Source organism: Luteimonas colneyensis, assembly GCF_014836665.1.
Classification (GTDB): Bacteria; Pseudomonadota; Gammaproteobacteria; order Xanthomonadales; family Xanthomonadaceae; genus Luteimonas; species Luteimonas colneyensis.
The window spans coordinates 176,269-203,021 of the sequence record NZ_JACSQJ010000001.1; the positions used below are offsets into that span (position 1 = coordinate 176,269).

At 70.4% G+C, this 26,753-nt stretch carries 25 protein-coding genes; 19 read left to right on the forward strand and 6 right to left on the reverse strand.

Annotated features, from left to right (window positions below; genetic code table 11):
• Positions 1 to 29: 29 nt before the first annotated feature.
• A complete protein-coding gene (locus H9645_RS00810) occupies positions 30 to 650 on the reverse strand; it encodes a hypothetical protein (RefSeq protein ID WP_191727844.1) in 621 nt (206 codons plus the stop codon).
• 168 nt (positions 651 to 818) lie between these two features.
• Here H9645_RS00810 and hemN point away from each other — a divergent pair, with 168 nt between their 5' ends.
• From hemN to H9645_RS00890, 16 genes are all read left to right on the forward strand, one after another.
• Positions 819 to 2,222 (forward strand): oxygen-independent coproporphyrinogen III oxidase, encoded by a 1,404-nt coding sequence (hemN, locus tag H9645_RS00815; protein WP_191727845.1) that lies wholly within the window; start codon positions 819 to 821, stop codon positions 2,220 to 2,222.
• Between the two features lie 22 nt (positions 2,223 to 2,244).
• Positions 2,245 to 3,003: a helix-turn-helix domain-containing protein gene (locus H9645_RS00820; RefSeq protein ID WP_318240466.1), complete on the forward strand. Its 759-nt coding sequence runs from the start codon at positions 2,245 to 2,247 to the stop codon at positions 3,001 to 3,003.
• A gap of 103 nt (positions 3,004 to 3,106) precedes the next feature.
• Positions 3,107 to 5,383: a nitric-oxide reductase large subunit gene (locus tag H9645_RS00825; RefSeq protein WP_191727846.1), complete on the forward strand. Its 2,277-nt coding sequence runs from the start codon at positions 3,107 to 3,109 to the stop codon at positions 5,381 to 5,383.
• Between the two features lie 150 nt (positions 5,384 to 5,533).
• Positions 5,534 to 6,760, forward strand: coding sequence for an NnrS family protein (locus H9645_RS00830; protein ID WP_225217899.1), 1,227 nt, complete (start codon positions 5,534 to 5,536; stop codon positions 6,758 to 6,760).
• A gap of 4 nt (positions 6,761 to 6,764) precedes the next feature.
• Positions 6,765 to 7,172 (forward strand): SirB2 family protein, encoded by a 408-nt coding sequence (locus H9645_RS00835; protein WP_191727848.1) that lies wholly within the window; start codon positions 6,765 to 6,767, stop codon positions 7,170 to 7,172.
• Positions 7,173 to 7,260: 88 nt separating this feature from the next.
• The gene (gene azu, locus H9645_RS00840; protein WP_191727849.1) at positions 7,261 to 7,716 is read left to right on the forward strand and encodes an azurin; all 456 of its coding nucleotides are present in this window, start codon (positions 7,261 to 7,263) and stop codon (positions 7,714 to 7,716) included.
• Between the two features lie 243 nt (positions 7,717 to 7,959).
• Positions 7,960 to 9,462: a cytochrome-c oxidase, cbb3-type subunit I gene (gene ccoN, locus H9645_RS00845; RefSeq protein ID WP_191727850.1), complete on the forward strand. Its 1,503-nt coding sequence runs from the start codon at positions 7,960 to 7,962 to the stop codon at positions 9,460 to 9,462.
• A gap of 1 nt (position 9,463) precedes the next feature.
• A complete protein-coding gene (gene ccoO / locus H9645_RS00850; RefSeq protein WP_191727851.1) occupies positions 9,464 to 10,147 on the forward strand; it encodes a cytochrome-c oxidase, cbb3-type subunit II in 684 nt (227 codons plus the stop codon).
• On the forward strand, positions 10,144 to 10,287 hold the full coding sequence (locus H9645_RS00855; RefSeq protein WP_191727852.1) for a cbb3-type cytochrome oxidase subunit 3: 144 nt from the start codon (positions 10,144 to 10,146) through the stop codon (positions 10,285 to 10,287). Before ccoO ends, H9645_RS00855 begins: the two co-directional genes overlap by 4 nt.
• Complete coding sequence (ccoP, locus tag H9645_RS00860) at positions 10,284 to 11,219, forward strand: cytochrome-c oxidase, cbb3-type subunit III (protein ID WP_191727853.1); 936 nt, start codon at positions 10,284 to 10,286, stop codon at positions 11,217 to 11,219. Before H9645_RS00855 ends, ccoP begins: the two co-directional genes overlap by 4 nt.
• Positions 11,220 to 11,260: 41 nt before the next feature.
• The gene (locus H9645_RS00865) at positions 11,261 to 11,518 is read left to right on the forward strand and encodes a hypothetical protein (RefSeq protein WP_189495323.1); all 258 of its coding nucleotides are present in this window, start codon (positions 11,261 to 11,263) and stop codon (positions 11,516 to 11,518) included.
• On the forward strand, positions 11,515 to 13,068 hold the full coding sequence (locus H9645_RS00870; protein WP_318240467.1) for a 4Fe-4S dicluster domain-containing protein: 1,554 nt from the start codon (positions 11,515 to 11,517) through the stop codon (positions 13,066 to 13,068). The genes H9645_RS00865 and H9645_RS00870 overlap by 4 nt, the downstream gene beginning before the upstream one ends.
• Positions 13,068 to 13,574, forward strand: a complete 507-nt coding sequence (locus H9645_RS00875; protein WP_191727854.1) for a FixH family protein — start codon at positions 13,068 to 13,070, stop codon at positions 13,572 to 13,574. The genes H9645_RS00870 and H9645_RS00875 overlap by 1 nt, the downstream gene beginning before the upstream one ends.
• A 1-nt stretch (position 13,575) precedes the next feature.
• The gene (locus H9645_RS00880) at positions 13,576 to 15,993 is read left to right on the forward strand and encodes a heavy metal translocating P-type ATPase (RefSeq protein ID WP_318240468.1); all 2,418 of its coding nucleotides are present in this window, start codon (positions 13,576 to 13,578) and stop codon (positions 15,991 to 15,993) included.
• A complete protein-coding gene (ccoS, locus tag H9645_RS00885; RefSeq protein WP_191727855.1) occupies positions 15,990 to 16,190 on the forward strand; it encodes a cbb3-type cytochrome oxidase assembly protein CcoS in 201 nt (66 codons plus the stop codon). Before H9645_RS00880 ends, ccoS begins: the two co-directional genes overlap by 4 nt.
• Positions 16,180 to 16,902, forward strand: a complete 723-nt coding sequence (locus H9645_RS00890) for a sulfite exporter TauE/SafE family protein (RefSeq protein WP_191727856.1) — start codon at positions 16,180 to 16,182, stop codon at positions 16,900 to 16,902. Before ccoS ends, H9645_RS00890 begins: the two co-directional genes overlap by 11 nt.
• Before the next feature lie 70 nt (positions 16,903 to 16,972).
• On the opposite strand, the gene H9645_RS00895 is transcribed toward H9645_RS00890, so the two are convergent.
• The 5 genes from H9645_RS00895 to ald all read right to left on the reverse strand — a co-directional run bounded on the left by H9645_RS00895 (position 16,973) and on the right by ald (position 23,527).
• Positions 16,973 to 18,235, reverse strand: a complete 1,263-nt coding sequence (locus H9645_RS00895) for a replication-associated recombination protein A (protein WP_191728434.1) — start codon at positions 18,233 to 18,235, stop codon at positions 16,973 to 16,975.
• Positions 18,236 to 18,384: 149 nt separating this feature from the next.
• Positions 18,385 to 19,101, reverse strand: a complete 717-nt coding sequence (locus tag H9645_RS00900; RefSeq protein WP_191727857.1) for a hypothetical protein — start codon at positions 19,099 to 19,101, stop codon at positions 18,385 to 18,387.
• A 129-nt stretch (positions 19,102 to 19,230) separates the two neighbouring features.
• On the reverse strand, positions 19,231 to 19,860 hold the full coding sequence (gene lolA / locus H9645_RS00905; RefSeq protein ID WP_191727858.1) for an outer membrane lipoprotein periplasmic chaperone LolA: 630 nt from the start codon (positions 19,858 to 19,860) through the stop codon (positions 19,231 to 19,233).
• 168 nt (positions 19,861 to 20,028) lie between these two features.
• Positions 20,029 to 22,371 (reverse strand): DNA translocase FtsK, encoded by a 2,343-nt coding sequence (locus H9645_RS00910; protein ID WP_191727859.1) that lies wholly within the window; start codon positions 22,369 to 22,371, stop codon positions 20,029 to 20,031.
• Between the two features lie 85 nt (positions 22,372 to 22,456).
• Positions 22,457 to 23,527: an alanine dehydrogenase gene (ald, locus tag H9645_RS00915; protein ID WP_191727860.1), complete on the reverse strand. Its 1,071-nt coding sequence runs from the start codon at positions 23,525 to 23,527 to the stop codon at positions 22,457 to 22,459.
• A 191-nt stretch (positions 23,528 to 23,718) separates the two neighbouring features.
• Here ald and trxB point away from each other — a divergent pair, with 191 nt between their 5' ends.
• From trxB to aat, 3 genes are all read left to right on the forward strand, one after another.
• Entirely contained in the window at positions 23,719 to 24,672 is a 954-nt protein-coding gene (trxB, locus tag H9645_RS00920; protein ID WP_191727861.1) for a thioredoxin-disulfide reductase, read from the forward strand.
• Between the two features lie 105 nt (positions 24,673 to 24,777).
• A complete protein-coding gene (locus H9645_RS00925; RefSeq protein WP_318240469.1) occupies positions 24,778 to 25,911 on the forward strand; it encodes a GNAT family N-acetyltransferase in 1,134 nt (377 codons plus the stop codon).
• A gap of 40 nt (positions 25,912 to 25,951) precedes the next feature.
• Positions 25,952 to 26,719 carry a leucyl/phenylalanyl-tRNA--protein transferase gene (gene aat, locus H9645_RS00930; RefSeq protein ID WP_191727862.1) on the forward strand — a complete coding sequence of 256 codons (768 nt, stop codon included), beginning with the start codon at positions 25,952 to 25,954 and terminating at the stop codon, positions 26,717 to 26,719.
• The last annotated feature ends 34 nt before the right edge of the window (positions 26,720 to 26,753 follow it).

The following is a 26,753-nucleotide window of genomic DNA, read 5'->3' on the forward strand; positions in this document are numbered from 1 at the left end:
GCGGCCGGAGGCTCCGGCCACGGCTTGCCTCAGTGCATCTCCACCTTCGCCAGCGACACCGCCAGGCCCTCGCGGAAGCGCACGCGCAGCAGGTCGCCGACGCGGATCCTGGCGACGGCGGCGCGGTGATCCGGCTTCTCCGCATGCAGCGTCCGCACGCTGCCATCCGGGCCCTGGACGGAGAAATTCCCGCGCTCGGCGTCGACCTCGACCACCTCGGCCAGGACGGTCACTTCCTGCTCGCCGATGCGCGCGGGCACGCCCAGGTCGCGATCGGCCCGGCGGCCTTCCTCGGCGATGTAGGCGCCGGGCTCGGCAGAGCCCGCGGGCTGGATGTCGAACAGGACGGAACGGTGGTAGCGGACGTCGATCACGTCGCCCACGCGCAGGTGTTCGAAGTCGGCCACGCGCGGATCCACCGGCAGGATGCGCGAACCGGTGCCGGTCTCGAGCGTGACCAGGCGTGCGTCGCGGTCGATGGCGGTCACCTCGCCGCGCACGGCGATCTCGGCCTGGACCACGGTTTCGACGCGGCTGCCGGCGTCCTGCCCGGATGCCAGGGCGGCGCCAGTGCCGGCGAAGGCGCCGATGGCCAGCGCGAGCGCGGCGGTGGCGGGGATCGATCGGACAAGACGTGCTGTGGTGTTCATCGTGGCTCCGGTGCCATCGCGGATGCTGGGAGCGCGAATGCTAGCCCAGCCCGGCGCGCACGGCATTGAGCCAGCGCAAGCGCACGGCGTCGGGAAACGCCACCGCGCGGCGCAGGGCTTGACCCGAGTCAAGGCATGCCCCCCGGGGCTGCGGCAGTATTCCATCCCATGGACGCCTCCCTGCCCTTCAACGCCGAGCTGCTCCGCCGTTACGACCGGCCGGGGCCGCGCTACACCTCCTACCCCACCGCGCCGCAGTTCAGCAACGCGTTCGGCGAGGCGCAGCTGCGCGAGGCGGCGGCCGCCAGCAACGGCGATCCGATCCCGCGCCGGCTATCGCTGTACGTGCACGTTCCGTTCTGCGTCAGTCCCTGCTTCTACTGCGGCTGCAACCGCATCATCACCCGCGACAAGTCGCGCGCCGAGACCTACCTGGCGCGCCTGTACCGCGAGATCGACATGACCGCGGCGCTGTTCGACCGCGACCGCGAGGTGGTGCAGCTGCACCTGGGCGGCGGCACGCCGAACTTCATGGATCCGTCGCAGATCGGCGAGCTGGTGGACGCGCTGCGCCGCCAGTTCCACTTCGCGCGCCCGGAGGAAAGCGACATCTCGATCGAGCTCGACCCGCGCTTCGTGTCGCCGGCCGACATCGCCGAACTCGGCCGCATCGGCTTCAACCGGGCCAGCTTCGGCGTGCAGGACTTCGATCCGGTGGTGCAGCAGGCGGTCAACCGCATCCAGTCGGTCGAGGAGACCCGCGCGGTGGTCGACGCCTGCCGCGCCAACGGCTTCCGCTCGGTCAACGTCGACCTGATCTACGGGCTGCCGAAGCAGAATCCGGAGGGCTTCGCGCGCACGCTCGACACGGTGCTGGAGATGCGCCCGGACCGCCTGGCCGTCTACGGCTATGCGCACCTGCCCGACGTGTTCCGTCCGCAGAACCAGATCAAGGCCGAGGACCTGCCCAGCGCGGAGCAGAAGCTCGGCCTGCTGGAGCTGGCGATCACCAGGCTCTCGGCCGGTGGCTACGAGTACATCGGCATGGACCACTTCGCGCTGCCCGACGACGACCTGGCCATGGCCCAGGCCCGCGGCAGCCTGCACCGCAACTTCATGGGCTACACCACCCACGCCGACAGCGACCTGATCGGCATGGGCGTGAGCGCGATCAGCCACATCGGCGACACCTTCAGCCAGAACCCGCGCGACCTGCCCTCGTGGCAGTTCGCCATCGACGAGGGCCGGCTGCCGGTGTTCCGCGGCATGCAGCTCGACGAGGACGACGTGATCCGCGCCGACCTGATCCAGCAGCTGATGTGCCAGGCCGAGGTCCCGATGGGCGCACTGGAGCGTCGGCACGCCATTGATTTCCGGGACTATTTCGCCGACTCGCTGGCCAGCATGAAGCCGCTCGAGGAGGACGGCCTGGTCCGCGTCGAGCACGATCGCATCAAGGTGACTGGGCGCGGACGCCTGCTCTTGCGTAACATTGCCATGTGCTTCGACCGCTACCTCACCCCCGCCCCCGCCGAATCCGACAGCCGGCCCCGCTTCTCCCGCGCGATCTGACGCCCCGGGAGGCCACGGCGTGGTGAACGACAAGGTCGCGTTTCCGCGCGTCGATCCCAGCATCCTGGCCGACGACGGGGACGCGTTCCATTTCTGCTCCACCTGCGCGTTCTCGCAGGCGTGCATGGCCCAGGGCATGGACAAGGCCTCGCTGGGCGAGCTGCACATGCTGGTCGAGCACGTCGGCCCGCTGCACGCCGGCGACCACGTCTTCCGCGTCGGCGATCCCTTCGAGGCGATCGCGGCGGTGCGCGCGGGCACGGTCAAGACCTACATCATCGATCCGGGCGGACGCGAGCACGTGCTCGGCTTCCACTTCCCGGGCGAGGTCATCGGCCTGGACGGCATCGACGGCGACACCTATCCCTGCAACGCGGTGGCGCTGGACACCGTGATGCTGTGCCGCTTCTCGTTCCCGAAGATCTCGGTGCTCGCCGGCCGCCTGCCCGGCCTGCAGCAGCACCTGTTCCGCCTGCTCAGCCGCGACATCGGGCGCGCCGCCCTGCTCTCGGGCGACTGGACCGCCGACGAGCGCATGGCCGCCTTCCTGGTCACCATGTCCCGCCGCCTGGCCGCCCGTGGCTTCTCGGCCGACCGCTTCCAGCTGACGATGGCGCGCACCGACATCGCCAACTACCTGCGGCTGGCGCCCGAAACCGTGAGCCGGGTGCTCAAGCGCTTCCAGTCCGACGGCCTGTTGAACGTCGACCGCCGCGAGCTGGAGATCCTCGACCAGGCCCGCCTGGGCGCGCTGGCCGCCCCGGTCCTCTGGAAGCAGTAGGCCGTGGCCGCCGACCCGCAGGCGGCTTGACCCACGTCAGTTAGTTTTCTTCAGCCGATCGTCAGGATTGCGCGGCACACATCCGTGTCCCTGGAGAGGTTGAATGGATACCACCAAACGGCTGTGGTGGGGCTTGTCGGCCCTGCTGATAGTCACCTTTGCCGTCATGTTGTGGATGGGTCGCGAGATCCATCAGAAGGCGCCACCGCTTCCCTCGAAGATCGTCACCGAGAGCGGCCAGGTCGTCTTCACCAAGGAAGAGCTCGAGACCGGCCGCCAGGTCTGGCAGAGCTTCGGCGGCCAGCAGATCGGTTCGATCTGGGGCCATGGCGCCCTGCTCGCTCCCGACTGGTCGGCCGAATGGCTGCACCGCGAGGCGCTGGCGATGCTGGACGCCCGTGCGCAGGCGCAGTACGGCCGCGCGTACGACGCCCTGCCGGCGGACGACCAGGCGCGCCTGGAAACGCAGCTGCGCCCCGCCCTGCGCGCCAACACCTACGACGCGCTCGGCGACGTCATCGTCATCAGCGACGAGCGCGCCCGCGCCATCGAGGTGGTGAGCGCGCACTACGACAGCGTGTTCTCGGACGATCCGGCCAGCGCACACCTGCGCGAGACCTATGCCCTGCGCGAGAACCCGATCCCGGACGCCGAGCACCGGCGCCTGATGTCGGGCTTCTTCTTCTGGGCGTCGTGGGCCACGGTCACCGAGCGTCCGGGCAGCGAAATCAGCTACACCCACAACTTCCCGCACGACCCGCTGGTGGGCAACACGCCGACCTCGACCAGCCTGATGTGGTCGCTCTTCAGCATCCTGCTGATGATCGCCGGCATCGCGCTGCTGGTCTGGCACTACGCGGTCAACCACGGCAAGGAAACGCCGCTGGTGCCGCCGAAGACCGACCCCTCGCTGTCGATCGCGGTGACGCCGTCGATGCGCGCGGTGGCCAAGTACTTCTGGCTGGTGGTGGCGCTGTTCCTGGTGCAGATCCTGCTGGGCGCGACCACCGCGCACTACCAGGTCGAAGGCCAGGCCGCCTACGGCTTCGCGCTGGCGGAATACCTGCCCTACACGCTCACCCGCACCTGGCACACGCAGCTGGCGATCCTGTGGATCGCGACCGCCTGGCTGGGCACGGGCCTGTACCTCGCGCCCGCGATCTCGGGGCATGAGCCGAAGTTCCAGCGCTTCGGGGTCAACTTCCTCTTCATCAGCCTGATCCTGATCGTCGTCGGCTCCTTCGCCGGCCAGTGGATGGCGGTGATGAACAAGCTCGGCCTGGACAAGAACTTCTGGTTCGGCCACCAGGGCTGGGAGTACACCGACATCGGCCGCTTCTGGCAGATCTACCTCTTCATCGGCCTGCTGCTGTGGCTGACGCTGATGGGGCGTGCCCTGTGGCCTGCGCTGAAGCGCCGTGACGAAATGTCCTCGATCGCCGGCCTGCTGTTCCTGTCGGTGGTCGCCATCGGGCTGCTGTACGCGGCCGGCCTGATGTGGCGCGAGCACTCGCACATCTCGATCATCACCTACTGGCGCTTCTGGATCGTGCACCTGTGGGTGGAAGGCTTCTTCGAGGTCTTCGCGGTGGCGGTGATCAGCTTCATCTTCGTCAAGCTGGGCCTGGTGCGCGGTAGGACGGCGACCAACAGCGTGCTGTTCGCCACCATCATCTTCATGGCCGGCGGCGTGCTGGGGCTGTTCCACCACCTGTACTTCGCCGGCACGACCACGGCGGTGATCGCGGTGGGCGCGAGCATCTCGGCGCTTGAAGTGGTGCCACTGGCGCTGATCGGCTGGGAGGCCTACGAGACCTTCCAGAACGGCCGCGCCACCAAGTGGATGGAACGCTACAAGTGGCCGATCATGTGCTTCCTGGCGGTCAGCTTCTGGAACCTCATCGGTGCCGGCCTGCTGGGCTTCCTGATCAACACGCCGATCGCGCTGTACTTCATGCAGGGCACCAACCTGACCGCGGCCCACGGCCACACCGCGCTGTTCGGCGTGTACGGCATGCTCGGCATCGGCCTGATGCTGTACTGCCTGCGTGGCCTCAAGCCCGACCTGGTCTGGCGCGAGGGCCTGCTGCGCTCGGGCTTCTGGGCGCTCAACATCGGCCTGGCCCTGATGACCGTGCTGACCCTGCTGCCGCTGGGCGTGCTGCAGCTGGAAGCCAGCATCAACGACGGCTACTGGTTCGCGCGTTCGGCCGAGTTCATGGGCCGTCCGATCATCGACGTGCTGGTGTGGATGCGCACGCCGGGCGACGTGGTCTTCGCCTGCGGCGCGCTGCTGATCGGCCTGTTCGTGGCCTCGCTCTGGCTGTCGCCGGGCCGCCGCGAAAAGCTCCCGGCAGGCACGGTCGCCAACGAAGCCTGATCCTTGCAGGCGATGCGTGACCCGAGGGGGCGGACGAAAGTCCGCCCCCTTTTCCTGTTTCGTGCAGCAGCGGCGACCGCCGGCGGCAAGCCGCGGCTGCGGTGACCTGGATCAAGGCCCTCGCAAAGCCCGATGGCCCACACTTGCGCCATGGATACACGCCCTGACGCCCGCCTCTCCCCGCGGCTGCTCGCCGCCGCCCCCCACCGCATCATGTTCTTCGTCGGTGCCGGCAACGTGCTGCTGGCGATGGCCTGGTGGACCGCCTGGCTGCTGGCCAACCGCTGGCCGGACCTGCTGTCGATGCACCAGCCCGAGCCCTACGCCGGCTGGCTGCATGCCATCGTCATGCAGTACCAGATGCTGCCGAGCTTCATCTTCGGCTTCCTGCTGACCACCTTTCCGCGCTGGATGGGATTGCCCGATGCGGTGCGCTGGCACTACGTGCCGGTGGGCCTGGGCATGTTCGGTGGCCAGGTCGCGGTGCTGCTCGGTGCGCTGGGCGCGCCGGCCGGCATCGAAGTGGGCGTGGCGATGACGCTCGCGGGCTGGCTGGCGGGGCTGTGCTTCCTCGGCGATCTGGTGCTCCGCGATCGCAACCGCACCTGGCATGCGCGCTCCTGCTTCGCCGCGCTGGTGCTGGGCTGGCTGGGCCTGGCGGCGTTCGGCGCCGGCCTGCTCACGGGCAGTCCGCAGTGGATCTTCGCCAGCATCAAGATCGGCACCTTCGGCCTGCTGCTGCCGGTGTACCTGACGGTGGCGCACCGGATGTTCCCGTTCTTCGCGGGCAACGTGGTGAAGGGCTACGTGGCGTGGCGCCCGATGTGGCTGCTGGCCGCGTTCTGGGCGCTGTGCGTGCTGCATCTGGGCCTGGAGCTCGTGCATGCCTATGCCTGGCTGTGGCTGGCCGACCTGCCGCTGCTGGCGCTGTCGCTGCTGGCGCTGTGGCGCTGGTGGCCGCGCGGGCCGAAGCCGGGGATCCTGGCGGTCCTGTTCCTCGGCCTGGCCTGGCTGCCGGTCACGTTCGCGCTCTATTCCGCGCAGAGCCTGGCCTACTTCGCGGGCGAGGGTTTCATCCTCGGGCGCGCGCCGGCGCACGCGCTGTTCGTGGGCTTCTTCGGCAGCCTGCTGGTGGCCATGGTCACGCGGGTCACCCAGGGCCACTCGGGCAGGAAGATCGAGATGCCGGCCGTGGCATGGTTCGCGTTCGCGGCGATCCAGCTGGTGACGGTGGCGCGCATCCTCGCCGACGTCTCCGCCGATCCGGGCCTGTGGTGGGCGGTGGCTGCAGCCGGTTGGCTGGTGGCGCTCTCGCCCTGGGTGGCGCGGATCGGCCGGATCTACCTCTCGCCCCGCGCCGACGGCAAGCAGGGCTGAGGCCATGATCGAATTCTATCCGCACATCAAGTGGGTCCACGTCGCCGCGGTCATGGCCAGCGGGCTGCTGTTCGCGCTGCGCGGCCTGCTGGCCCAGGTCGGGCAGCAGCGCCTGGCGCTGGCCGCGCCGGTGCGCTACCTGAGCTACACCATCGACACCACCCTGCTCACGGCGGCGCTGATGCCGGTCACCATCCTGCCCGGTGCGCTGTTCGCCAACGGCTGGCTGGCGGTCAAGATCGTGCTGCTCGTCGTCTACATCGTGCTCGGGTTCATGGCGCTGCGTCCGGGTCGCGGCGCAGGCACGCGCCTGGCCTGCTACGTCGGCGCCCTGGCGGTGTTCGGCTTCATGTACTCCGTCGCCCGCGCCCACCACCCCGGCGGCATCGCCTGGCTGATGCTGGCCGCTTGACCCATGTCATGGCCGGGAACCGCCCGGCCGCCGATACTGTGTCCATGCGGTGGACACCCACCCCATCCAGTCCCACAGGAGAACCCCCATGAAGAAGCTCATCATCGCCACCCTCGGCCTCGGCCTGCTCGCCTTCGGCGGCACCGCGATGGCGTCCAACTGCACGATCAAGCTCAAGGGCGACGACCGCATGCAGTTCGACCAGAAGGAAATCACGGTCTCGGCGGCGTGCAAGACCATCAGCATCGAGCTCGAGCACACCGGCAAGCTGCCGGCCGCGGCGATGGGACACAACGTTGTCGTGGCCGCAACGGCGGACGTCCAGGCGATCAACGCCGCGGGCGCCAAGGCCGGTGCCGCCGCGGGCTACCTGCCCGCCGGCGACGCCAAGGTCCTGGGTGCCACCGACATGATCGGCGGCGGCGCCAGCACCAAGGCCTCCTTCCCCGGCAGCAAGCTGAAGGCGGGTGGCGACTACACCTTCTTCTGCTCCTTCCCCGGCCATGCCGCGCTGATGAAGGGCAAGCTGGTCGTCACCCCCTGAGGCACGGGACCGCGCCGCGTGCAGCGGCGCGGATGCCCTCCGAGGGCGCGCTCCGGCGCGCCCTTTCGCGTTCACGGGCCTATAATGTGCAGCGCAACATCACTCCCTGCCCCGCCTGGCCGTCCGGCCCGAACGCCTTTTACAGCGGGCGTTGCCCGGACCGGTTCCTGAATTGACCACGATCAATCCGGGACGCAGTCCGGAGCCGGAGAATCCACACACGCAAACCAAGGTCATCTGCCCATGTCCTCGACCCCAGCCACGGTGGCAACAGCCGCTCCCAGCGTCCAAGACGCCGCCAGGTCCGGCTACTACAACGACAAGGTGGTGCGCCAGTTCACGATCGCAACCGTGATCTGGGGCATCGTCGGCATGGCTGTCGGCGTCCTGATCGCCGCGCAGCTGTACTGGCCCACCCTCGGCGAAGGCATTCCGTGGCTCAGCTACGGCCGCCTGCGCCCGCTGCACACCAACGGCGTGATCTTCGCCTTCGGCGTCTCGGCGCTGTTCGCGACCAGCCTGTACGTGGTGCAGCGCACCTGCCACGTGCGCCTGATCTCCGACCGGCTCGCGTCCTTCGTGTTCTGGGGCTGGCAGGCGATCCTGGTGGCCGCGGTCATCACCCTTCCGCTGGGCATGACCCAGGGCAAGGAATACGCCGAGCTCGAGTGGCCCATCGACTGGGCGATCACGGTGGTCTGGGTGGCCTACGCGGTGCTGTTCTTCGGCACGATCGCCAAGCGCCGGGTCAGCCACATCTACGTGGCGAACTGGTTCTTCGGCGCGTACATCATCACCATCGCGATCCTGCACATCGTCAACAACATCGCCATCCCGTCGGGCCTGGAGAAGTCCTACCCGGTGTACAGCGGCGCGGTCGACGCGATGGTGCAGTGGTGGTACGGCCACAACGCCGTGGGCTTCCTGCTGACCACCGCCTTCCTCGGCATGATGTACTACTTCGTGCCCAAGCAGGCCGAGCGCCCGATCTACTCCTACCGCCTGTCGATCGTGCACTTCTGGGCGCTGATCGCGGTCTACATGTGGGCCGGCCCGCACCACCTGCACTACACCGCCCTGCCCGACTGGGTGCAGTCGGTGGGCATGGTGTTCTCGCTGATCCTGCTGGCGCCCAGCTGGGGCGGCGCGATCAACGGCATCATGACCCTGTCGGGTGTCTGGTACAAACTGCGCACCGACCCGATCCTGAAGTTCCTGATCGTGGCGCTGTCGTTCTACATGATCGCGACCTTCGAGGGTCCGATGATGTCGATCAAGACGGTCAACTCGCTGTCGCACTACACCGACTGGACCGTCGGCCACGTGCACGCCGGCGCGCTCGGCTGGGTGGCGATGATCACCGTCGGCTCGATCTACTCGCTGATGCCGCGCGTGCTCGGCCTGAAGGAGATGCATTCGGTCAAGTGGATCGACGTGCACTTCTGGCTGCACACCATCGGCGTGGTGCTGTACATCGCCTCGATGTGGATCGCCGGCGTCATGCAGGGCCTGATGTGGCGCGCCACCAACGCCGACGGCACGCTGACCTACAGCTTCGTCGAGGCCCTCAACGCCACCTATCCGTACTACCTCGTGCGTCTCGGCGGCGGCGTGCTCGTCCTTTCCGGCATGGTCCTGATGGCGGTCAACACCTGGAAGACCTTCCAGATGGCCAAGGCCCCCGTCGCGCATCCGGTGATGCCGCCCGACCCTTCCAGCGCCCGCGCTTCGACCCAGGCAGCCTGACATGAGCGATCACAAGACCCCCCCCCCGCCGCCGAACGCCCACGAGAAGGTCGAGAAGAACGTCGGCCTGATGATCATCCTGGTCGCGATCGCCGTGTCCTTCGGCGGCCTCGCCGAGATCGTGCCCCTGATGTACCAGGCCGAGGCGATCGAGCCCCTGGACGGCGTCGAGCCCTATCCGGCGCTGGAGCTGGCCGGCCGCGACATCTACGTCCGCGAAGGCTGCTACAACTGCCACTCGCAGATGGTGCGCACGCTGCGCTTCGAGTCCGAGCGCTACGGCCACTACTCGCTGGCCGGCGAGTCGGTCTACGACCGGCCGTTCCAGTGGGGTTCCAAGCGCACCGGCCCGGACCTGGCCCGCGTCGGCGGCCGCTACTCCGACGACTGGCACCGCGTGCACCTGATCGACCCGCGCGCGGTGGTCCCCGAATCCAACATGCCGTCCTTCCCGTGGCTGGCCGAGACCGAGGTGGATGCCTCCAAGGTCGCCCGCAACATGGGCAACCTGCGCCGCCTGGGTGATCCCTACACCGACGAGGACATCGCCGGCGTGGCCGACGCGGTGGCCGGCAGGACCGAGCTCGACGCCGTGGTCGCCTACCTGCAGGGCCTGGGCCGGCACGCGCCGACCGCCGCCGCTGCCGCCGCGTCCGCCACTGGCGGGCAGGAGGCCGCGCAATGACCGGAGGCATCATCACGCTGTTCCTGCTGCTGCTGTTCGTCGGCGGCTGGGCATTCATCTGGAGGCCTTCGCACAAGGCCATGTTCGACGCAGCCGCCAGGCTGCCCCTTGAGGACGACGCCGAGGAGCCCCGGCAATGAGCACCGGTTGGAGCATTTACGTCATCGCGCTGGTGGTGCTGAACCTGGTCGGCCTCTGGGCCCTCCTCGCCTGGACCAGCCGCCGTCGCCCGGGTGATCCCAAGCCCGAAGACACCAGCCACGTCTGGGACGGTGACATCACCGAGTACAACAAGCCGCTGCCGCGCTGGTGGATCATCGGCTTCTACCTGACCATGGTGTACTCGGTCGCCTACCTGCTGTGGTATCCGGGCCTGGGCAACTTCAAGGGCTTCGGCAACTGGACGTCGGCCGCCGAGCACGACGCGGACAAGGCGAAGCAGGACGCGGTGCTGGCCGAGACCTTCCGTCCCTACGACGGCCGCCCGATCTCCGAGCTCGCCGGCGACCCGCGCGCGGTGGAGCTGGGCCGCGCGATCTTCGCCAACACCTGCGCCACCTGCCACGGCTCGTCCGCGCAGGGTGCGATCGGCTACCCGAACCTGACCGATGAGATCTGGCACTGGGGCGGCTCCGAGGAGCAGATCCTGCAGACCGTGCTCGACGGCCGCGAGGGCGTGATGCCCGAGTGGGGCACGGTGCTCACCGGCATGGGCGGCGAGAACGCCGTGCTCTCGGTGGCCACCTACGTCCGCTCGCTGGCCGGCGAAGTGCCCGAGAACGACTTCTTCGCCGCGCAGGGCAAGGGCCTGTACGAAGGCGTCTGCGTGGCCTGCCACGGCATCGACGGCAAGGGCAACCAGGACCTGGGCGCCCCGGACCTGACCGACGGCTACGCCATGTACGGCAACTCCGTGGAGTCGATCATGGAGACCATCCGCAATGGCCGCCACGGCGTCATGCCGGCGCACCGCGACCTGCTGGGCGAGACCCGCTCGCGGCTGGTGGCGTCCTACGTCTGGTCGCTGTCCAGCAACACCGCCGGCCGGGAGCAGTCGCCGGAGGCCCAGTGAGCGCCGCCCCCGGCCCCGGCTTCGACCACCCGCCGCGCCCCATGGCGCAGCGGGTCGGCGCCATCCTGTGGCCCAGCTTCTTCGCCGCGGGCGTGTCGACGATGGTCTTCTCGGCCTTCGTCGACCCGCTCGCGCTGCGTGACATCACCTTCCCCGAGCTGCAGATGAGCCGCAGCCTGGGCTACTCGATTGCCTTCTTCATGTTCTGGGTCGCGACCGCGGCCTCGAGCCTGTTCACCTGGATCCTCCTGCGGCCCTCGAGCCGCTTCAACAGGGCACTCCCCCCGGACAAGCAGTGAGCCGTCGCATTCCCCTGGAGCTGGCCGATGACACCGGCGGCTCGATGTACGTCAGCGAGCGCAAGGTCTATCCGCGCGAGGTCTCCGGCCGCCTGAACACCCTGCGCGTGGCCGCGGTGTTCTGGCTGCTGGGCATGTTCTACGTCTTCCCCTGGCTGCGCTGGGACGGCCGCCAGGCGGTGCTGTTCGACCTGCCGGCGCGCAAGTTCCACGTCTTCGGGCTGACCTTCTGGCCGCAGGACTTCCTGTTCCTGGCGCTGCTGCTGATCATCGCGGCGCTGGCGCTGTTCTTCTTCACCGCCCTGGCCGGACGCCTGTTCTGCGGCTACGCCTGCCCGCAGACGGTGTGGACCGAAGTGTTCCTGTGGATGGAGCGCTGGACCGAGGGCGACCGCAACAAGCGCATGAAGCTCGACGCCGGCCCGTGGACGCGCGAGAAAGTGCTGCGCAAGGGCGCCAAGCACGCGCTGTGGGCGGTGTTCGCGCTGTGGACCGGCTTCACCTTCGTCGGCTTCTTCACCCCGATCACCGAGCTGGGCGCGCGCCTGGTGCCCTTCGAATGGGGCGGCTGGGAAACCTTCTGGGTGCTGTTCTACGCGCTGGCCACCTGGGGCAACGCCGGCTTCCTGCGCGAGCAGGTCTGCAAGTACATGTGCCCCTACGCGCGCTTCCAGAGCGCGATGTTCGACCGCAACACGCTGATCATCGCCTACGACCCGATGCGCGGCGAACCGCGCGGCCCGCGCAAGCGCGGCCTGGGCAGCATCGCCGCGCGCGGCCGCGCCCTGCTCGACCAGGTCACCGCCTACGACTACGTGTTCCGCTCCGCCCTGCACCCGACCGCGGCCGACAACCGCGTGCAGGCCGCGGGCACGATCACGCTCGGCGAGGCCGGCCAGGTCGCGGAGCCGCTGCCGAAGTTCGCGCCCGAGGAACTCGGCGACTGCATCGACTGCACCATGTGCGTGCAGGTGTGCCCGACCGGCATCGACATCCGCAACGGCCTGCAGTACGAGTGCATCGCTTGCGGCGCCTGCATCGACGCCTGCGACGCGGTGATGGACAAGATGGGCTTCGAGCGCGGCCTGATCCGCTACAGCACGCAGAACGCGATCGACAGCAAGCCCACCCGCATCGCGCGTCCGCGCGTCTTCGTCTACGGCACCCTGCTGCTGGCGCTGGTCGTGGCCTGGGTGGTCGGCGTGAATACGCGCAGCCCGCTGATCGTCGAGGTGCTGCGCGACCGCAACGCGCTCTATCGCGCGGTCGGCGGCGGCGAGGTCGAGAACGACTACACCATCAAGGTGGTCAACAAGAGCGACGACGCGGCCACCTACCGCATCTTCATCGAGGACGTCGCCGCGGGCATCGAGCTGCGCGGCGCCGGACTCGACGCCGTGCACGCCGATGCGCAGCAGGTGATCAGCGTCCCGGTGATCGTCGCCGCGCCGGACTCCTTCAGGGGCCGCCAGCCGCTGACCTTCCGCGTCGAGAGGGTCGACGGCGGGGCCAGCGAGACGGTCGACAGCAGCTTTTTCGGACCGATGTGATGACGGAAGACAAGAAACGCCCCTTCTGGCGCGAGCCGATGATGTGGCTGGTGCTGGGCCTGCCCGCGGCCTCGGTGGTCGCCGGCGTGATCCTGGTGAGCCTCGCGGCGCGCGATTCCAGCGACTCCGTCGGCGACGTGGTCACGCGCACCGCGCAGATCCAGGTCTCCGACCTCAGCCCGGACGCGCGCGCCCGCGACCTGCGGCTGAGCGCGATCGTGCGCGTCGACGAAGGCTTCGTCGAGGTGCTGCCGGTGACCGGCGACTTCGAACGTGGGCAGCCGCTGCGACTCGTGCTGCGCCACCCCGCCCTTGCCGCTTCCGACCTGGAGCTGCGCGCCGAGGCCGCGGACAATGGCTGGCGGGCCGAGGTCGAGCTTCCGCTCGACCACGACTGGAAGCTGGAAGTGATGCCGGAAGGCATGCCGTGGCGCCTGCAGGGCCGCCTGCCGGCAGGCCAGCGCGCCGCCCACGTGAAGCCGGCCCTCTCCGGCGAGCAGGAGTGAGGTGAGCGCGGGCGCGGTCGCCACGGCCGCCGCCGTGCGCGACGCGCAGGGTGTCGAGGCCGGCTGCTTCCACTGCAGCGAGCCGCTGCCCGCGGCACCCGCCACCGCGCACGTCGACGGCCAGTCCCGCCGCTTCTGCTGCGACGGCTGCGCGGCGGCCGCGCAGTGGATCCGCGACGCCAACCTCGTCGACTACTACCGGCTGCGCTCGCAGCCCGCCGGCCGCGCCGCCGTGGACCTCGAGGCGCAGCTGGCCGCGTTCGACCGCGACGACATCCAGGCCGGCCACGTCCGCGACGTCGACGGCGGCCGCGAGATCACCGTGCTCACCGACGGCATGCGCTGCGCCGCCTGTGCCTGGCTGATCGACCGCGCCGTGGCCCGCGAGCCGGGCGTGGTGGAGGTCGTGGCCAACGCCGTGACCGGCCGCGTGCGCATCACCTGGGACCAGTCGGCCACCGCGCTGTCGGGCCCGCTGCGGCGCCTGGCCGCGCTCGGCTACGTGCCCTGGCTTGCCACCGGCACCGACCGCGAGCGCGAGCGCCGCGCGCAGCGCAACCGCGACCTGGTGCGCATCGGCATCGCCGGCCTGGCCTCGATGCAGGCGATGATGTTCGCCGAGGCGCTGTACCTGGACATCCACCAGCAGATGCCGGTCGCCACCCGCGACTTCCTGCGCTGGATCACCTTCCTGGTGTCGACGCCGGTGGTGTTCTGGTGCGGCTGGCCGTTCATCGCCGGGATGCTGCGCGAGCTGCGCAACCGCCACCCGGGCATGGACACCCTGATCGCCAGCTCCACCCTGCTGGCCTACTTCGCCAGCGTCTGGGAGACGCTGCGCGGCGGCACCCACGTCTGGTACGACGCGGCGGTGATGTTCGTCTTCCTGCTGCTGGGCGCGCGCATGCTCGAACAGCGTGCGCGCCGCATCGCGGTAGCCCAGGTCGATACGCTGGCGCGCGCGCGACCGGCGCTGTCGACGCGCGAGCTGGCCGACGGCAGCCGCGAGGTCGTGCCGACCGCGTCGCTCGTTGCCGGCGACATCGCCTGCGTCGCGGCCGGCGACGCGGTGCCCGCCGACGGACGCCTGCTCGACGCCCCGGCGCGCTTCGAGGAAGCGCTGCTGACCGGCGAAGCCCATCCGGTGCTTCACCAGCCCGGCGACACCATCTACGCCGGCACGGTCTGCCGCGAGGCGCCGGCGCGCATCCTCGTCGAGCGCGTGGGCGCCGGCACCCGGCTGTCCGAGCTCGAGACCCTGGTCGAGCGCGCGCAGTCGCACCGCCCGCGCGTCGCGCAGCTGGCCGACGCGATCTCCGGCCGCTTCGTCGCCGGGATCCTGGTGGTGGCGGTCCTGGTCTACATCGGCTGGCGCTTCCACGATCCGTCGCGGGCGCTGGAGGTCACGCTGGCGCTGCTGGTGATCAGCTGCCCCTGCGCGCTGTCGCTGGCCGTGCCCACCGCGATCACCGTCGCCCACGGTGCGCTGGCGAAGCTGGGCGTGCTGGCCAACGACGCCGACGCCCTCGGCTCGCTCGCCGCGGCCACGGACATCGTCTTCGACAAGACCGGCACGCTCGGCAGCGGCCGGCCGACGCTGGCGCGCGTGGAGGCCTTCGGCGGCCTGGACGTCGAGGACGTGCTGGCCATCGCCTCGGCGCTGGAGCGCGACAGCCTGCATCCGATCGCTCGCGCGTTCGATGGCCAGGACGCGGGCCTGGGTGCCGTCGATGTCGAGGAGCATCCGGGCCAGGGCATCGCGGGTACGGTCGAAGGACGCGGCTGGCGCCTCGGGCGCGCCGAGTTCGCCGCCGGTCGCGCCGACGACGGCGCGCTCTGGCTGGGCGACGGCGCGGAAGCCGCCGCGCGCTTCGTGCTCGAGGAACCCCCTCGCGCCGATGCCGCGGCCGCGATCGCCGCGCTTCGCGGCCAGGGCATCGACGTGCATCTCTCCAGCGGCGACGCGGCGGGCCCGGTGACCGCCTTCGCAGACCGGCTAGCCATCGACCGCGCCGCCTCGCGCCAGTCGCCCGAGGACAAGCTCGCCGGCGTGCGCGGGCTGCAGGCCGGCGGCCGCGTGGTCGCGATGGTCGGCGACGGCCTCAACGACGCGCCGGTGCTGGCCGGCGCCGACGTCTCGATCGCGATCGGCAGCGGCGCCGCCCTCGCCCACCGCGCCGCCAGCCTGGTGCTGACCGCACCCTCGCTGCTTCGCATCCCGGCCGCGGTCGCGCTGGCGCGGCGCACCCGCGCGGTCGTGCGCCAGAACCTGGCCTGGGCGCTGGGCTACAACCTCGTCGCCATCCCGCTGGCGGCGGCCGGCCTGGTGACGCCCTGGGTGGCGGCGCTGGGCATGGCCCTGTCGTCGCTGATCGTCACCGTCAATGCGCTGCGCCTGGCGCGGGTCCCGGCCCCATGAACATCCTGCTCTTCCTCATCCCGATGAGCCTCGGCCTGCTGCTGCTCGCGATCTGGGCCTTCCGCTGGGCGGTGCGCAAGGGCCAGTTCGAGAACCTGGACGCGGCCGCGATCGACATCCTGCGCGACGACAGCGCCGACCAAGCGCCGGACGTCCCGCGCGGCCCCGTCGATCCTGGGCCCGACCATGCCGATTGACTGGCTCGCCATCGGCGCCGCGCTGCTGACCGGCCTGATGGGCGGCGTGCACTGCGCCGCCATGTGCGGCGGCATCGCCACCGGCTTCTCGGCCATGGGCGGCAGCCGCGGCTGGTGGACGGCCATGCAGCCCAACCTCGGCCGCGTGGGCGGCTACGTGCTCGCGGGCGCGGTCGCCGGCGGCATCGGCGGCGGCATCCTGGCGGCTGCGCGCAGTCCCTGGCTCGCCTTCGGCGCGCGGATGCTGGTGGGCGCGGTGCTGGTGCTGGCGGCGCTGCGGCTGCTCGATCGCAGCGGCCGGCTGTCCTTCCTCGGCCGTCCGGGCACGGCGCTCTGGCAGCGCCTGCGCAGGCTGCAGGCGCCGCTGCTGCCCGCCAACACCGCGGCGAAGCGGATCGCGCTCGGCGTGCTCTGGGGATGGATGCCATGCGGCCTCAGCACCACCATGCTGGCCGCGGCCTGGCTGCAGGCCGACGCGCGCAACGGCGCCCTGACCATGGCGGCGTTCGGGCTGGGCACATTGCCGCTGATGGTGTCGCTGACCTGGTCGGGCGCGCGCCTGGGGCAGTGGCTGCAGCGTGGCCCGTGGCGGATGGCCGTGGGTGGGGTGGTGCTGGCGGCGGGACTGCTGGTGATCGCGGCGCCGTGGCTGATGCACATTCCGGCGCTGGCGGGGCCGCTGGCGGCGCTGGGTTGCCTGCCTCCGCCCTGAAAACCGGCTGCGGGGGCGGCCATGGCCGCGGCCAACGGCAGGTTGCGGGTGGTCGCAGCTGTAGCTGCTCCTACGGGGGGTCCTGGTGGCGGGCGGCGCGCAGGCGCTCCAGCTTTTCGCGCAGCTTGATCTCCAGGCCGCGCTCGACCGGACGATAGTAGACGCGCTCGCCCATCGCATCGGGGAAACCGGTCTGGCCCAGCGCCACGCCGCCCTCGGCGTCGTGGTCGTACTGGTAGCCGGCGCCGTGGCCAAGCTGCTTCATCAGCTTCGTCGGCGCGTTGCGCAGGTGCATCGGCACCTCGGCGCTGCCGTATTCCGCCACGTCGCGCTTCGCTTCGCCGAACGCCTTGTAGGCGGCGTTCGATTTCGCCGTGCTGGCCAGATAGACCGCCAGCTGCGCCAGCGCGAGATCGCCCTCGGGGCTGCCCAGGCGGTCGTAGGCGTCCCAGGCCTCCAGCGCCATGGTGAGCGCGCGCGGGTCGGCCAGGCCGATGTCCTCGACCGCCATCCGGGTCAGGCGGCGCGCGAGATAGGCGGGATCGGCGCCGCCGTCGAGCATGCGCGCCAGCCAGTACAGCGCCGCGTCCGGGTTGGAGCTGCGCACCGACTTGTGCAGCGCCGAGATCTGGTCGAAGAACTGGTCGCCGCCCTTGTCGAAGCGGCGGCTGCGGTCGGCCAGCACCTGGCCCAGGGTCTCGTCGGTGATGGTGCCGCCGTCGCCGGCGAGCTCCGCGGCGATCTCCAGCAGGGTGAGGGCGCGACGCACGTCGCCGTCGGCGGCGGTGGCGATGAGGCGCAGCTGTCCGTCGCCGATCGCGATGCCGCGCCCGCCCAGTCCGCGGGCGTCGTCATCCAGCGCGCGGCGCAGCGCCACCTCGATGTCCCCGGCCGACACCGCTTCCAGCACGTGCACGCGGCAGCGCGACAGCAGCGCCGAGTTGAGCTCGAACGAAGGGTTTTCGGTGGTGGCGCCGACGAAGATGATCGTGCCGCGCTCGATATGCGGCAGGAACGCATCCTGCTGCACCTTGTTGAAGCGGTGCACCTCGTCGACGAACAGCACCGTGCGGCGTCCTCCGGCGAAGGTGTGTTCGGCTTCGGCCAGCACCTTGCGCACGTCGGGCAGCCCGGTCAGGACGGCGGAAATCGCGCGGTACTCGGCCTCGGCGTACTCGGCCAGCAGCAGCGCCAGCGTCGTCTTGCCGCAGCCCGGCGGTCCCCACAGCACCATCGAGTGCACGCGCCCCGACTCCACCGCGCGCCGCAGCGCGGAGCCCGGGGCGAGCAGCCGCTGCTGCCCGACCATCTCGTCGAGCGTGCGCGGACGCATGCGCTCGGCCAGTGGGCGCAGCGCGAGGGCGTCGGTGTCTGGGGGCAGGAGGCCGGGGCCGGCATCCGGGGCGGGCTTGCGGGGCACGTCGCGTCCACGGGATCGGGCCGGCCACGATACCAAGGCGCGCCACGATCCGCGCTGACCGCTCAGTAGCCCGCGGTGCCGCCGTCGTCGTGCGCGACGATGTTGGGCGCGAGCGTGTGCTCGATGCTCAGCCATCGACGCCCCTGCAGGTCGTAGATGGCATCCACGCTGGCCGCGGTGCTGCCGCCGGGCCCGAAGTCGGCGATGCCGCGGGCGTCGATGCGCAGGAAGCGCTGGCCCGACTGCAGGCTGCTGATGTCGTCGAACTGGAGGTACACGCGGCCGGCGCCGGGAAGCGCCTCGAGCCCGCTGGCCAGGCGCGCTTCCAGCTCGGCCATCAGGGCTGCGTCGTTGGGGACGAAACGCTCGCCCTCACCCTCGCCGTCACCGCCCAGGGTGATGTCCGGATAGCCGGCGGTGCCGAAGCCGGCGTCGTAGCGGCTGCGATAGTGGAAGGCAAGCCAGTCCTGCCCGCTGCCGCCCAGGCGCAGCTGGCCTGCGCCCTGCACGACCTGCTCGCCCGCGGCGCCCGGTTCCAGCGACGCCGGCCCGAGTCGCAGCTCCAGCATGGGGTCGTCGAAGCGCTCGCCCAGCGTGGCCACCAGCACCGCGGCCACCGCGGCCTGGGCCTGGTCGCCCGCCGGCACGGGCGTGGAGATGGTGTCGGCAGCCCCCCCGTCCCTGGCCGCGCCCTCCCCCGTGTCTGCCAGCGCGCCCGGGGCGACGATGGCGGACAGCATGGCCAGGAGCAACAGCGGGGCGTGGTGGACTGCCGGCATGGACACGACGCTGGTAGCAGGTACGTTTCCTGTAACGCGCGAACGGCGCGGAGGGGGCCACCCGCCGCGCCGTTCGTGTCGTTGAAGTCCAGCGGCGGGCCGGAGCCGCCGCCGACGCTGACGCCGACGTCAGCCTTCGCCGACCACGTCCACGCCGGCGGGCGGGACGAAGCGGAAGGTCCCCCGATCGAAGGCCGGATTGCGCTTCCAGCCGCTGAACACCACCTCGGTGCGCTGGCCCAGGGTATCGACCACTTCCATGCGCACCAGCGCCTGGCCCCTGAAGCCCAGTCGTGCGCTGCTGAAGCTGGCCTGCTGGGAGTCGCGCGGCGACAGCAGCAGCCATGACAGGCCATCCGCCTCGTCGCCTTCACGGACGTTGAAGTCGCGCTCCAGGCGCGCCGGATCGACCAGGGCCGCGAGCGGGCTGTTCTGCTCCTCGGGGCCCTGCGGGCGCACGGTGACCTGGTCGAGGTCGGGATCGAACACCCAGACCTTCTCGCCGTCGGCCACGATCAGCTGCTCGTAGGGAGTGGCGTACTCCCAGCGGAACAGGCGCGGCGCGGACAGCGCGATGCGGCCCTTCGAGGTCTCCTTCAGGCGCCCGTCGAGGTCGTAGAGCTTCTGCTCGAAGCTGCCGTCGAGGCCCTTCAGCCCCTTGCTGAAGGCGTCGAGGTCGTCGCGTGCCCCGGCGAAGGCGGTGCCGGCGAGGGTGGAGGCCAGGGCCAGCGCGGCCAGCCAGTAGCGCATGCGGATCATCGGCGTAACTCCATCGCGTGGACGTGCAGTGGCGAGTGTGCGGCGCGCCTGCTGAATGCGGGATCACACGCAACACTTGTGGGAGCGGCTACAGCCGCGATGACGTGCCGCCTGGCATCCCGATCGCGGCTGTAGCCGCTCCCACGACAGGGTGAAGGGGGATGCGGATTACTGCGGCGGCGGAGGCGCCAGCACGCTGCGGTCCCCGTTGTGCTCGGGTGCCGAGACCACGCCTGCGGCCTCCATGGCCTCGACCAGGCGCGCGGCGCGGTTGTAGCCGATCTTGAGCCTGCGCTGCACGCCGGAGATGGACGCGCGCCGGGTCTCGGTCACCACGCGCACGGCCTCGTCGTACAGCGGGTCGCTCTCGTCGCCGCTGCTGCTGGACTCGGGCAGGCCGGTCGCGCCGACCACCACGCCGTCGCCCATGCTCTGCACTTCCTCCAGCACGCCCTCGATGTAGTCGGGGCCGCCGCCGGACTGCTTGAGGTTCTCAACCACGCGGTGGACTTCCTCGTCGGAGACGAAGGCGCCGTGCACGCGCTCGGGCATCGCCGTGCCCGGCGGCAGGTAGAGCATATCGCCGTGGCCGAGCAGCGTTTCCGCGCCGGACTGGTCGAGGATGGTGCGCGAGTCGATCTTCGACGAGACCTGGAACGCGATGCGCGTGGGGATGTTGGCCTTGATCAGGCCGGTGATCACGTCCACCGACGGCCGCTGCGTGGCCAGGATCAGGTGGATGCCCGCGGCGCGGGCCTTCTGCGCCAGGCGCGCGATCAGCTCTTCGACCTTCTTGCCGACGATCATCATCATGTCGGCGAATTCGTCGATGAAGATGACGATGAAGGGCAGCGTGTCGAGCGGCTGGGCGACCTCGTCGATTTCGGGGTTCGCCTTGAACAGCGGGTCCAGCAGCGGCTGGCCGGCGTCCTGCGCGTCGCGCACCTTCTTGTTGAAACCCGCGAGGTTGCGCACGCCCACCGCGCTCATCAGCTTGTAGCGGCGCTCCATTTCGGCCACGCACCAGCGAAGGCCATTCGCGGCCTCCTTCATGTCGGTGACCACCGGCGCCAGCAGGTGCGGGATGCCCTGGTAGACGCTGAGCTCCAGCATCTTCGGGTCGATCATCAGCATCCTGAGGTCCTTCGCGGACGCCTTGTACAGCAGGCTCAGGACCATGGCGTTGACCGCCACCGACTTGCCCGAGCCGGTGGTGCCGGCCACCAGCAGGTGCGGCATGCGCGCAAGGTCCGCCACCGTGGGCCGGCCGGCAATGTCCTTGCCCAGGGCCAGGGTCAGCAGGCTGGATGCCTTGTCGTATTCCTTCGAACGCAGCAGCTCCGACAGGTAGATCATCTCGCGGTGCGTGTTCGGCGTTTCCAGGCCGATCACCGACTTGCCCGGGATCACGTCGACCACACGCACCGACTTCACGCTCAGGCCGCGCGCGATGTCCTTGTCCAGCGAACTGATCTGGCTGACCTTGATGCCCGGCGCCGGCTCGATCTCGAAGCGCGTGATCACCGGGCCCGGATAGGCACCGACCACCTGGGCGTCGATGCGGAAGTCCTTGAGCTTGAACTCGATCTGCCGCGACAGCGTTTCCAGCGTCTCCTCGTCGTAGCCCTTGGGCTGCGGCTTGGGATCGTCGAGCAGGGCCAGCGGCGGGATGCCGCTGCCGTCGCCGACGTTGAACAGCGGGATCTGCTGCTCGCGCTTCGCCCGGTCGCTCTTCTCCACCACCGGCGCCGGCGGCGGCTCGATCTTCACCTTCTCGCGTTTGGCACGCAGCTCGGTGTCGATCTTGCGGACCTCGGTGCGCTCTTCGCGGCGGCTGCGCGCCTCCTGCCACTCGCTGGCCTGCTTGCTGCCGCGGCGGAACAGCGCCGGCAGCCTCATCACCCAGCCGCCGATCACGTCCATCACCCGGAACCAGGACAGGCCCGTGGCCAGGGTCACCGAGACCAGCAGCAGCGCCAGCAGGAACAGGTTGCCGCCCACCGGCCCGAACGCGGAATACAGCGAGTTGCCGACCAGGCGGCCGAGGATGCCCCCGCTGCCGGCCGAATAGCCCTCCACCGCGCCGATGCGCAGGTACAGCAGGCCGGTCGAGGACACGATGAAGCCGACGATGCCGACCAGGCGCAGCGCCGGGCCGAGGTCGGCCTGGCCGTCGCCGTCGGCGTCCATGCCGAACAGCGCGATCCACGCCACCGCGCCCAGGATCAGCGGCAGCACGAAGGCCACGTGGCCGAACAGGCCCAGCAGCACGTCGGCCACCCATGCACCGACGCGGCCGCCGGCGTTGTTGAGCGGCGCGGTGAGGCTGCCGGCGTTGCTCCAGCCCGGATCGCTCGGCGAGTAGGTCACCATGCAGGCGAGCAGGTACACCAGCAGCGGCGCGATCGCGATCAGCGCGATGTCGCGCAGCAGCTTCTGCCGGCGGGGATTGGGGGCCGTTGCGGCCGCCGCGGGCGCCGCCTTGCGCTTGCGGCGTGAGCCGCGTTCCATTGCGGGGCGTGCTGCCACGTGTGATCAGACCTTAAGAAATGCTCGCAATGGAATGATTCTACTCATATTCCACTTGCATGCGTGCTCAGGGGAACATCTCGAGCAGGGCGGGATGCACCAGTCTGCCATCGGCCACGTTGACGCCGCGGGTCAGTGCGGGATCGGCGGCCGGGTCGCGACCGCTCGCCAGCCGGTCCACCCAGGGCAGGATCGCCGCGCAGATCGCCTGCGACGAAGTCCGCGGCACGGCGCCGGGCATGTTGGTGACGCAGAAGTGGGTCACGCCCTCCTCCACGTAGGTCGGCGCCTCCCAGGTGGTCGGGCGCGAGGTCTCGAAGCAGCCGCCCTGGTCGATGGCGATGTCCACCAGCACGCTGCCGGGCTCCATGCCGGCAACCATGTCGCGGGTCAGCACCTTGGGCGCCTTCGCGCCGGTCACCAGCACCGCGCCGACCACCAGGTCGGCGTGCGCGACCGCGCGTGCGACCACGTCGTGGTACGGATACAGCGCGGTGACGTTGTGGCCCAGCTGCGTCATCTGCTCCATGCGGTCGGGCCGCATCTCGAAGACGGTCACGTTGGCGCCACCGGCCGCGGCCAGCGCCGCGGCGGCCCCGCCGGCCCTGCCCGCGCCGAAGACCACGACGCTGCCGCGTCCGGTCGACGGCAGTCCGCCGAGCAGCTTGCCCTTGCCGCCCATGGGCGTGTGCAGCAGCTGGGTGCCGACCTGGACGCCGATGCGCCCGGCGATCACCGACATCGGCGCCAGCAAAGGCAGCTCGCCGCCGGGCAGTTCGACGGTCTCGAAGGCGACGCCGGTCAGGCCGATGTCGAGCAGCCGGCGGGTCAGCGCGGGCTCGGCGGCCAGGTGCAGGTAGCAGAACAGCAGGTGGTCGCGACGCAGGTGGCCGAGGTCGCCGGCGATGGGTTCCTTGACCTTGACGATCAGCTCGCCCCGTTCGTACAGGGCCGCGGCGTCGGGGGCGATGTGCACGCCCAGGGCGCTGTAGTCGTCGTCGGCAAAGCCGGACTTCGCGCCGGCATCGTGCTCCAGCCACACCTCGTGGCCGCGCTTGACCAGGTCGCCCGCGGCCGCTGGCACCAGGGCCACGCGACCTTCCTGCGGCTTGGTTTCCTTCGGGACACCGATGCGCATCAGCCGTTCTCCGTCTTCGATCCCGCTCTCCGTTTCCGCACAAAAAAACGCCGCATGCGCGGCGTTTCGTTCTGGTGCTGTCGGGAACCCTGCGTTGCACCGCCCGCGCCCGCGTGCGCCTTGTCTTGCCGCGCCGGCGCCGCCAAGCTATGGGCTTCCCAACGCCGTGATTCCATGGCTCGCGAGTATACATGAGCACTTCCAAGCACTGCCGCCTGCTGATCCTCGGTTCCGGCCCCGCCGGCTGGACCGCCGCCGTCTACGCCGCCCGCGCCAACCTCAAGCCCGTGGTCGTCACCGGCCTGCAGATGGGCGGCCAGCTGATGACCACGACCGAAGTCGACAACTGGCCGGGCGATGCCCACGGCCTGATGGGCCCGGACCTGATGGCGCGGATGCAGGCGCACGCGGAGCGCTTCGAGACCGAAGTGGTGTTCGACCAGGTGCACTCGGCCGACCTCTCGCAGCGTCCCTTCCGCCTCAAGGGCGACAACGGCGACTACACCGCCGACGCGCTGATCATCGCCACCGGCGCCACGGCCAAGTACCTGGGGCTGGAATCGGAAGAGAAGTTCAAGGGTCGCGGCGTCTCCGCCTGCGCCACCTGCGACGGCTTCTTCTACAAGGACCAGGACGTGGCCGTGGTCGGCGGCGGCAACACCGCGGTGGAGGAAGCGCTGTACCTGTCCAACATCGCCCGCAAGGTCTACCTGGTGCACCGCCGCGACACCCTGCGCGCGGAGAAGATCATGCAGGACAAGCTGCAGGCGAAGATCGACGCCGGGAAGATCGTGCCGGTCTGGCACCACGTCGTCGACGAGGTGCTGGGCAACGAGGCCGGCGTGACCGGCCTGCGCCTGAAGTCGGTGCAGGACGACAGCACCCGCGAGATCGACGTGCACGGTTTCTTCGTCGCCATCGGCCACACGCCCAACACCTCGCTGTTCGAGGGCCAGCTGGCGATGAACAACGGCTACCTGGAGATCCGCTCGGGCCTTGCCGGCGGCGCCACCGAGACCTCGGTCAAGGGCGTGTTCGCGGCCGGCGACGTCGCCGACCAGGTCTATCGCCAGGCCATCACCTCGGCCGGCTTCGGCTGCATGGCGGCGCTGGATGCCGAGCGCTTCCTCGACAAGGAAAGCTGATCTTCCGCCACGGATCCACGCGGATGAACGCGGACAGCGCGAACAGGACGATGCATTGCCCCTCGCCTGGCCATTGTCCTGGTTCGCCTGGATCCGCGTAAGTCCGTGACCGGAAGAGCGCTTCATGCACATGTCCACGATTCGCTGGCGCAGGTTTCCGCGCCGGCCTGGGACGGGCTGCACGACGGCGCAAACCCCTTCGTCGCACATGCGTTCCTGGAGGGGCTGGAGCGGCACGGCTGCCTGCGCCCGCAGTGGGGCTGGACGCCGCGGCACCTGACGCTGTGGGAGGGCGACGCGCTGGTCGCCGCGGCGCCGGGCTACCTGAAGACCAACTCGCACGGCGAGTTCGTGTTCGACCATGCCTGGGCGCATGCGTACGCGCGGCACGGGCTCGACTACTTCCCGAAGTGGCTGGGTGCGGTGCCCTACTCGCCCGTGACCGGGCCGCGCCTGCTGGCGCGCGACGATGTCGCGCGGCGCGCGCTGCTCGATGCCATCATCGATGACGCGACGGCCCTCGGCCTGTCGTCCGCGCACGTCAACTTCCATGCCGCGCACGAGGACGCCGCCTTCGGCGACGACTGGCTGCCGCGCACCGACGTCCAGTACCACTGGCAGAACGCGGCCGGCTGGCCGGACTTCGACGCCTTCCTCGCCGACATGGACCACCGCCACCGCAAGAACATCCGCCAGGAGCGTGCGAAGGTACGGCGCGCCGGCGTCGGCTTCCGGGTGCTGCACGGCGACGAGGCCGACGCTCGCGACCTGGCAGCCATGCACCGCTTCTACCTGGCGACCTTCGCCGACTACGGCAACGCGCCGGCCCTGACCCTGGAATTCCTGCGGCACCTCGCCGCCGCGATGCCGCGCGCGCTGGTGCTGGTGCTGGCCGACCTGGACGGCGAGGCCATCGCCGGTGCGCTCTGCCTGCGCGGCGCGGACACGCTGTACGGCCGCTACTGGGGCGCCAGCCGGCAGATGCCCGGGCTGCACTTCGAGACCTGCTACTACCAGGGCATCGAGTACTGCCTGCGCGAAGGCCTGCGCCGCTTCGAGCCGGGGGCCCAGGGCGAGCACAAGATCGCGCGCGGGTTCCTGCCGGAGTTCGTGCGCAGCCGGCACTGGATCGCCGACGCGGGCTTCCGCGGCGCACTGCGCGACTGGTGCGCGGAAGAGGCCGACGCCACCCGCCAGCAGGCGGCGTGGCTGGCGCGGCGCTCGCCGTTCCGCGCCTGACCCGGGTCTCCCGGCGGGCTGGACTCCATACAATCGGCGCATGCAGTTCCTGCCGCCGCTGCTGGGCCACGATCCGGAGTCGCCGTTCCCTCCGGCGGAGTCCGCGCTGCGCGAACCCGACGGGCTGCTGGCCATCGGCGGCGACCTCTCCGCCACCCGCCTGCTGAACGCCTACGCCAACGGTATCTTCCCCTGGTACTCCGAGGGCCAGCCGCTGCTCTGGTGGTCGCCGGATCCGCGCACGGTGTTCGCGACCGACGGCGTGCGCCTGTCCTCGCGCTTCCGCAGGCAGCTGCGCGGCAGCGACTGGACGGTGGTCGCCGACCGCGACTTCGACGCGGTCATGCTGGCCTGCGCCCGCGCCCCGCGCGTCGGCCAGCACGGGACCTGGATCACCGATGCCATGCGCGAGGCCTACGGCCGGCTGCACCGGCTGGGGCACGCGCATTCCATCGAAGTGCGCGACGGCGAAGGACGCGTGGCCGGCGGGCTGTACGGCGTGGCCCTGGGCCGGATGTTCTTCGGCGAGAGCATGTTCAGCGCCCGCAGCGGCGGCTCCAAGGTCGCGCTGGCGGCACTCGCCCACGTGCTGCGCGGCTGGGACTGGCCGCTGGTCGATGCCCAGGTCGAGAATCCGCACCTGGTCAGCCTGGGCGCGGCCTCCTGGCCGCGGGCGCGCTTCCTCGCCGAGGTCCGCCGGCTCACCGCCCAGCCCGGGCGTCCCGGGCCATGGACGGAGGCCTTCGGACAGCTGCCGGTCGCGGCCCTGCGGGAGGCGCGGGGCGCGCCACGGCCGCGCCCGGGCTGAGGAACTTTTGCGCGCAGCCGCGGTCCGTGCGACA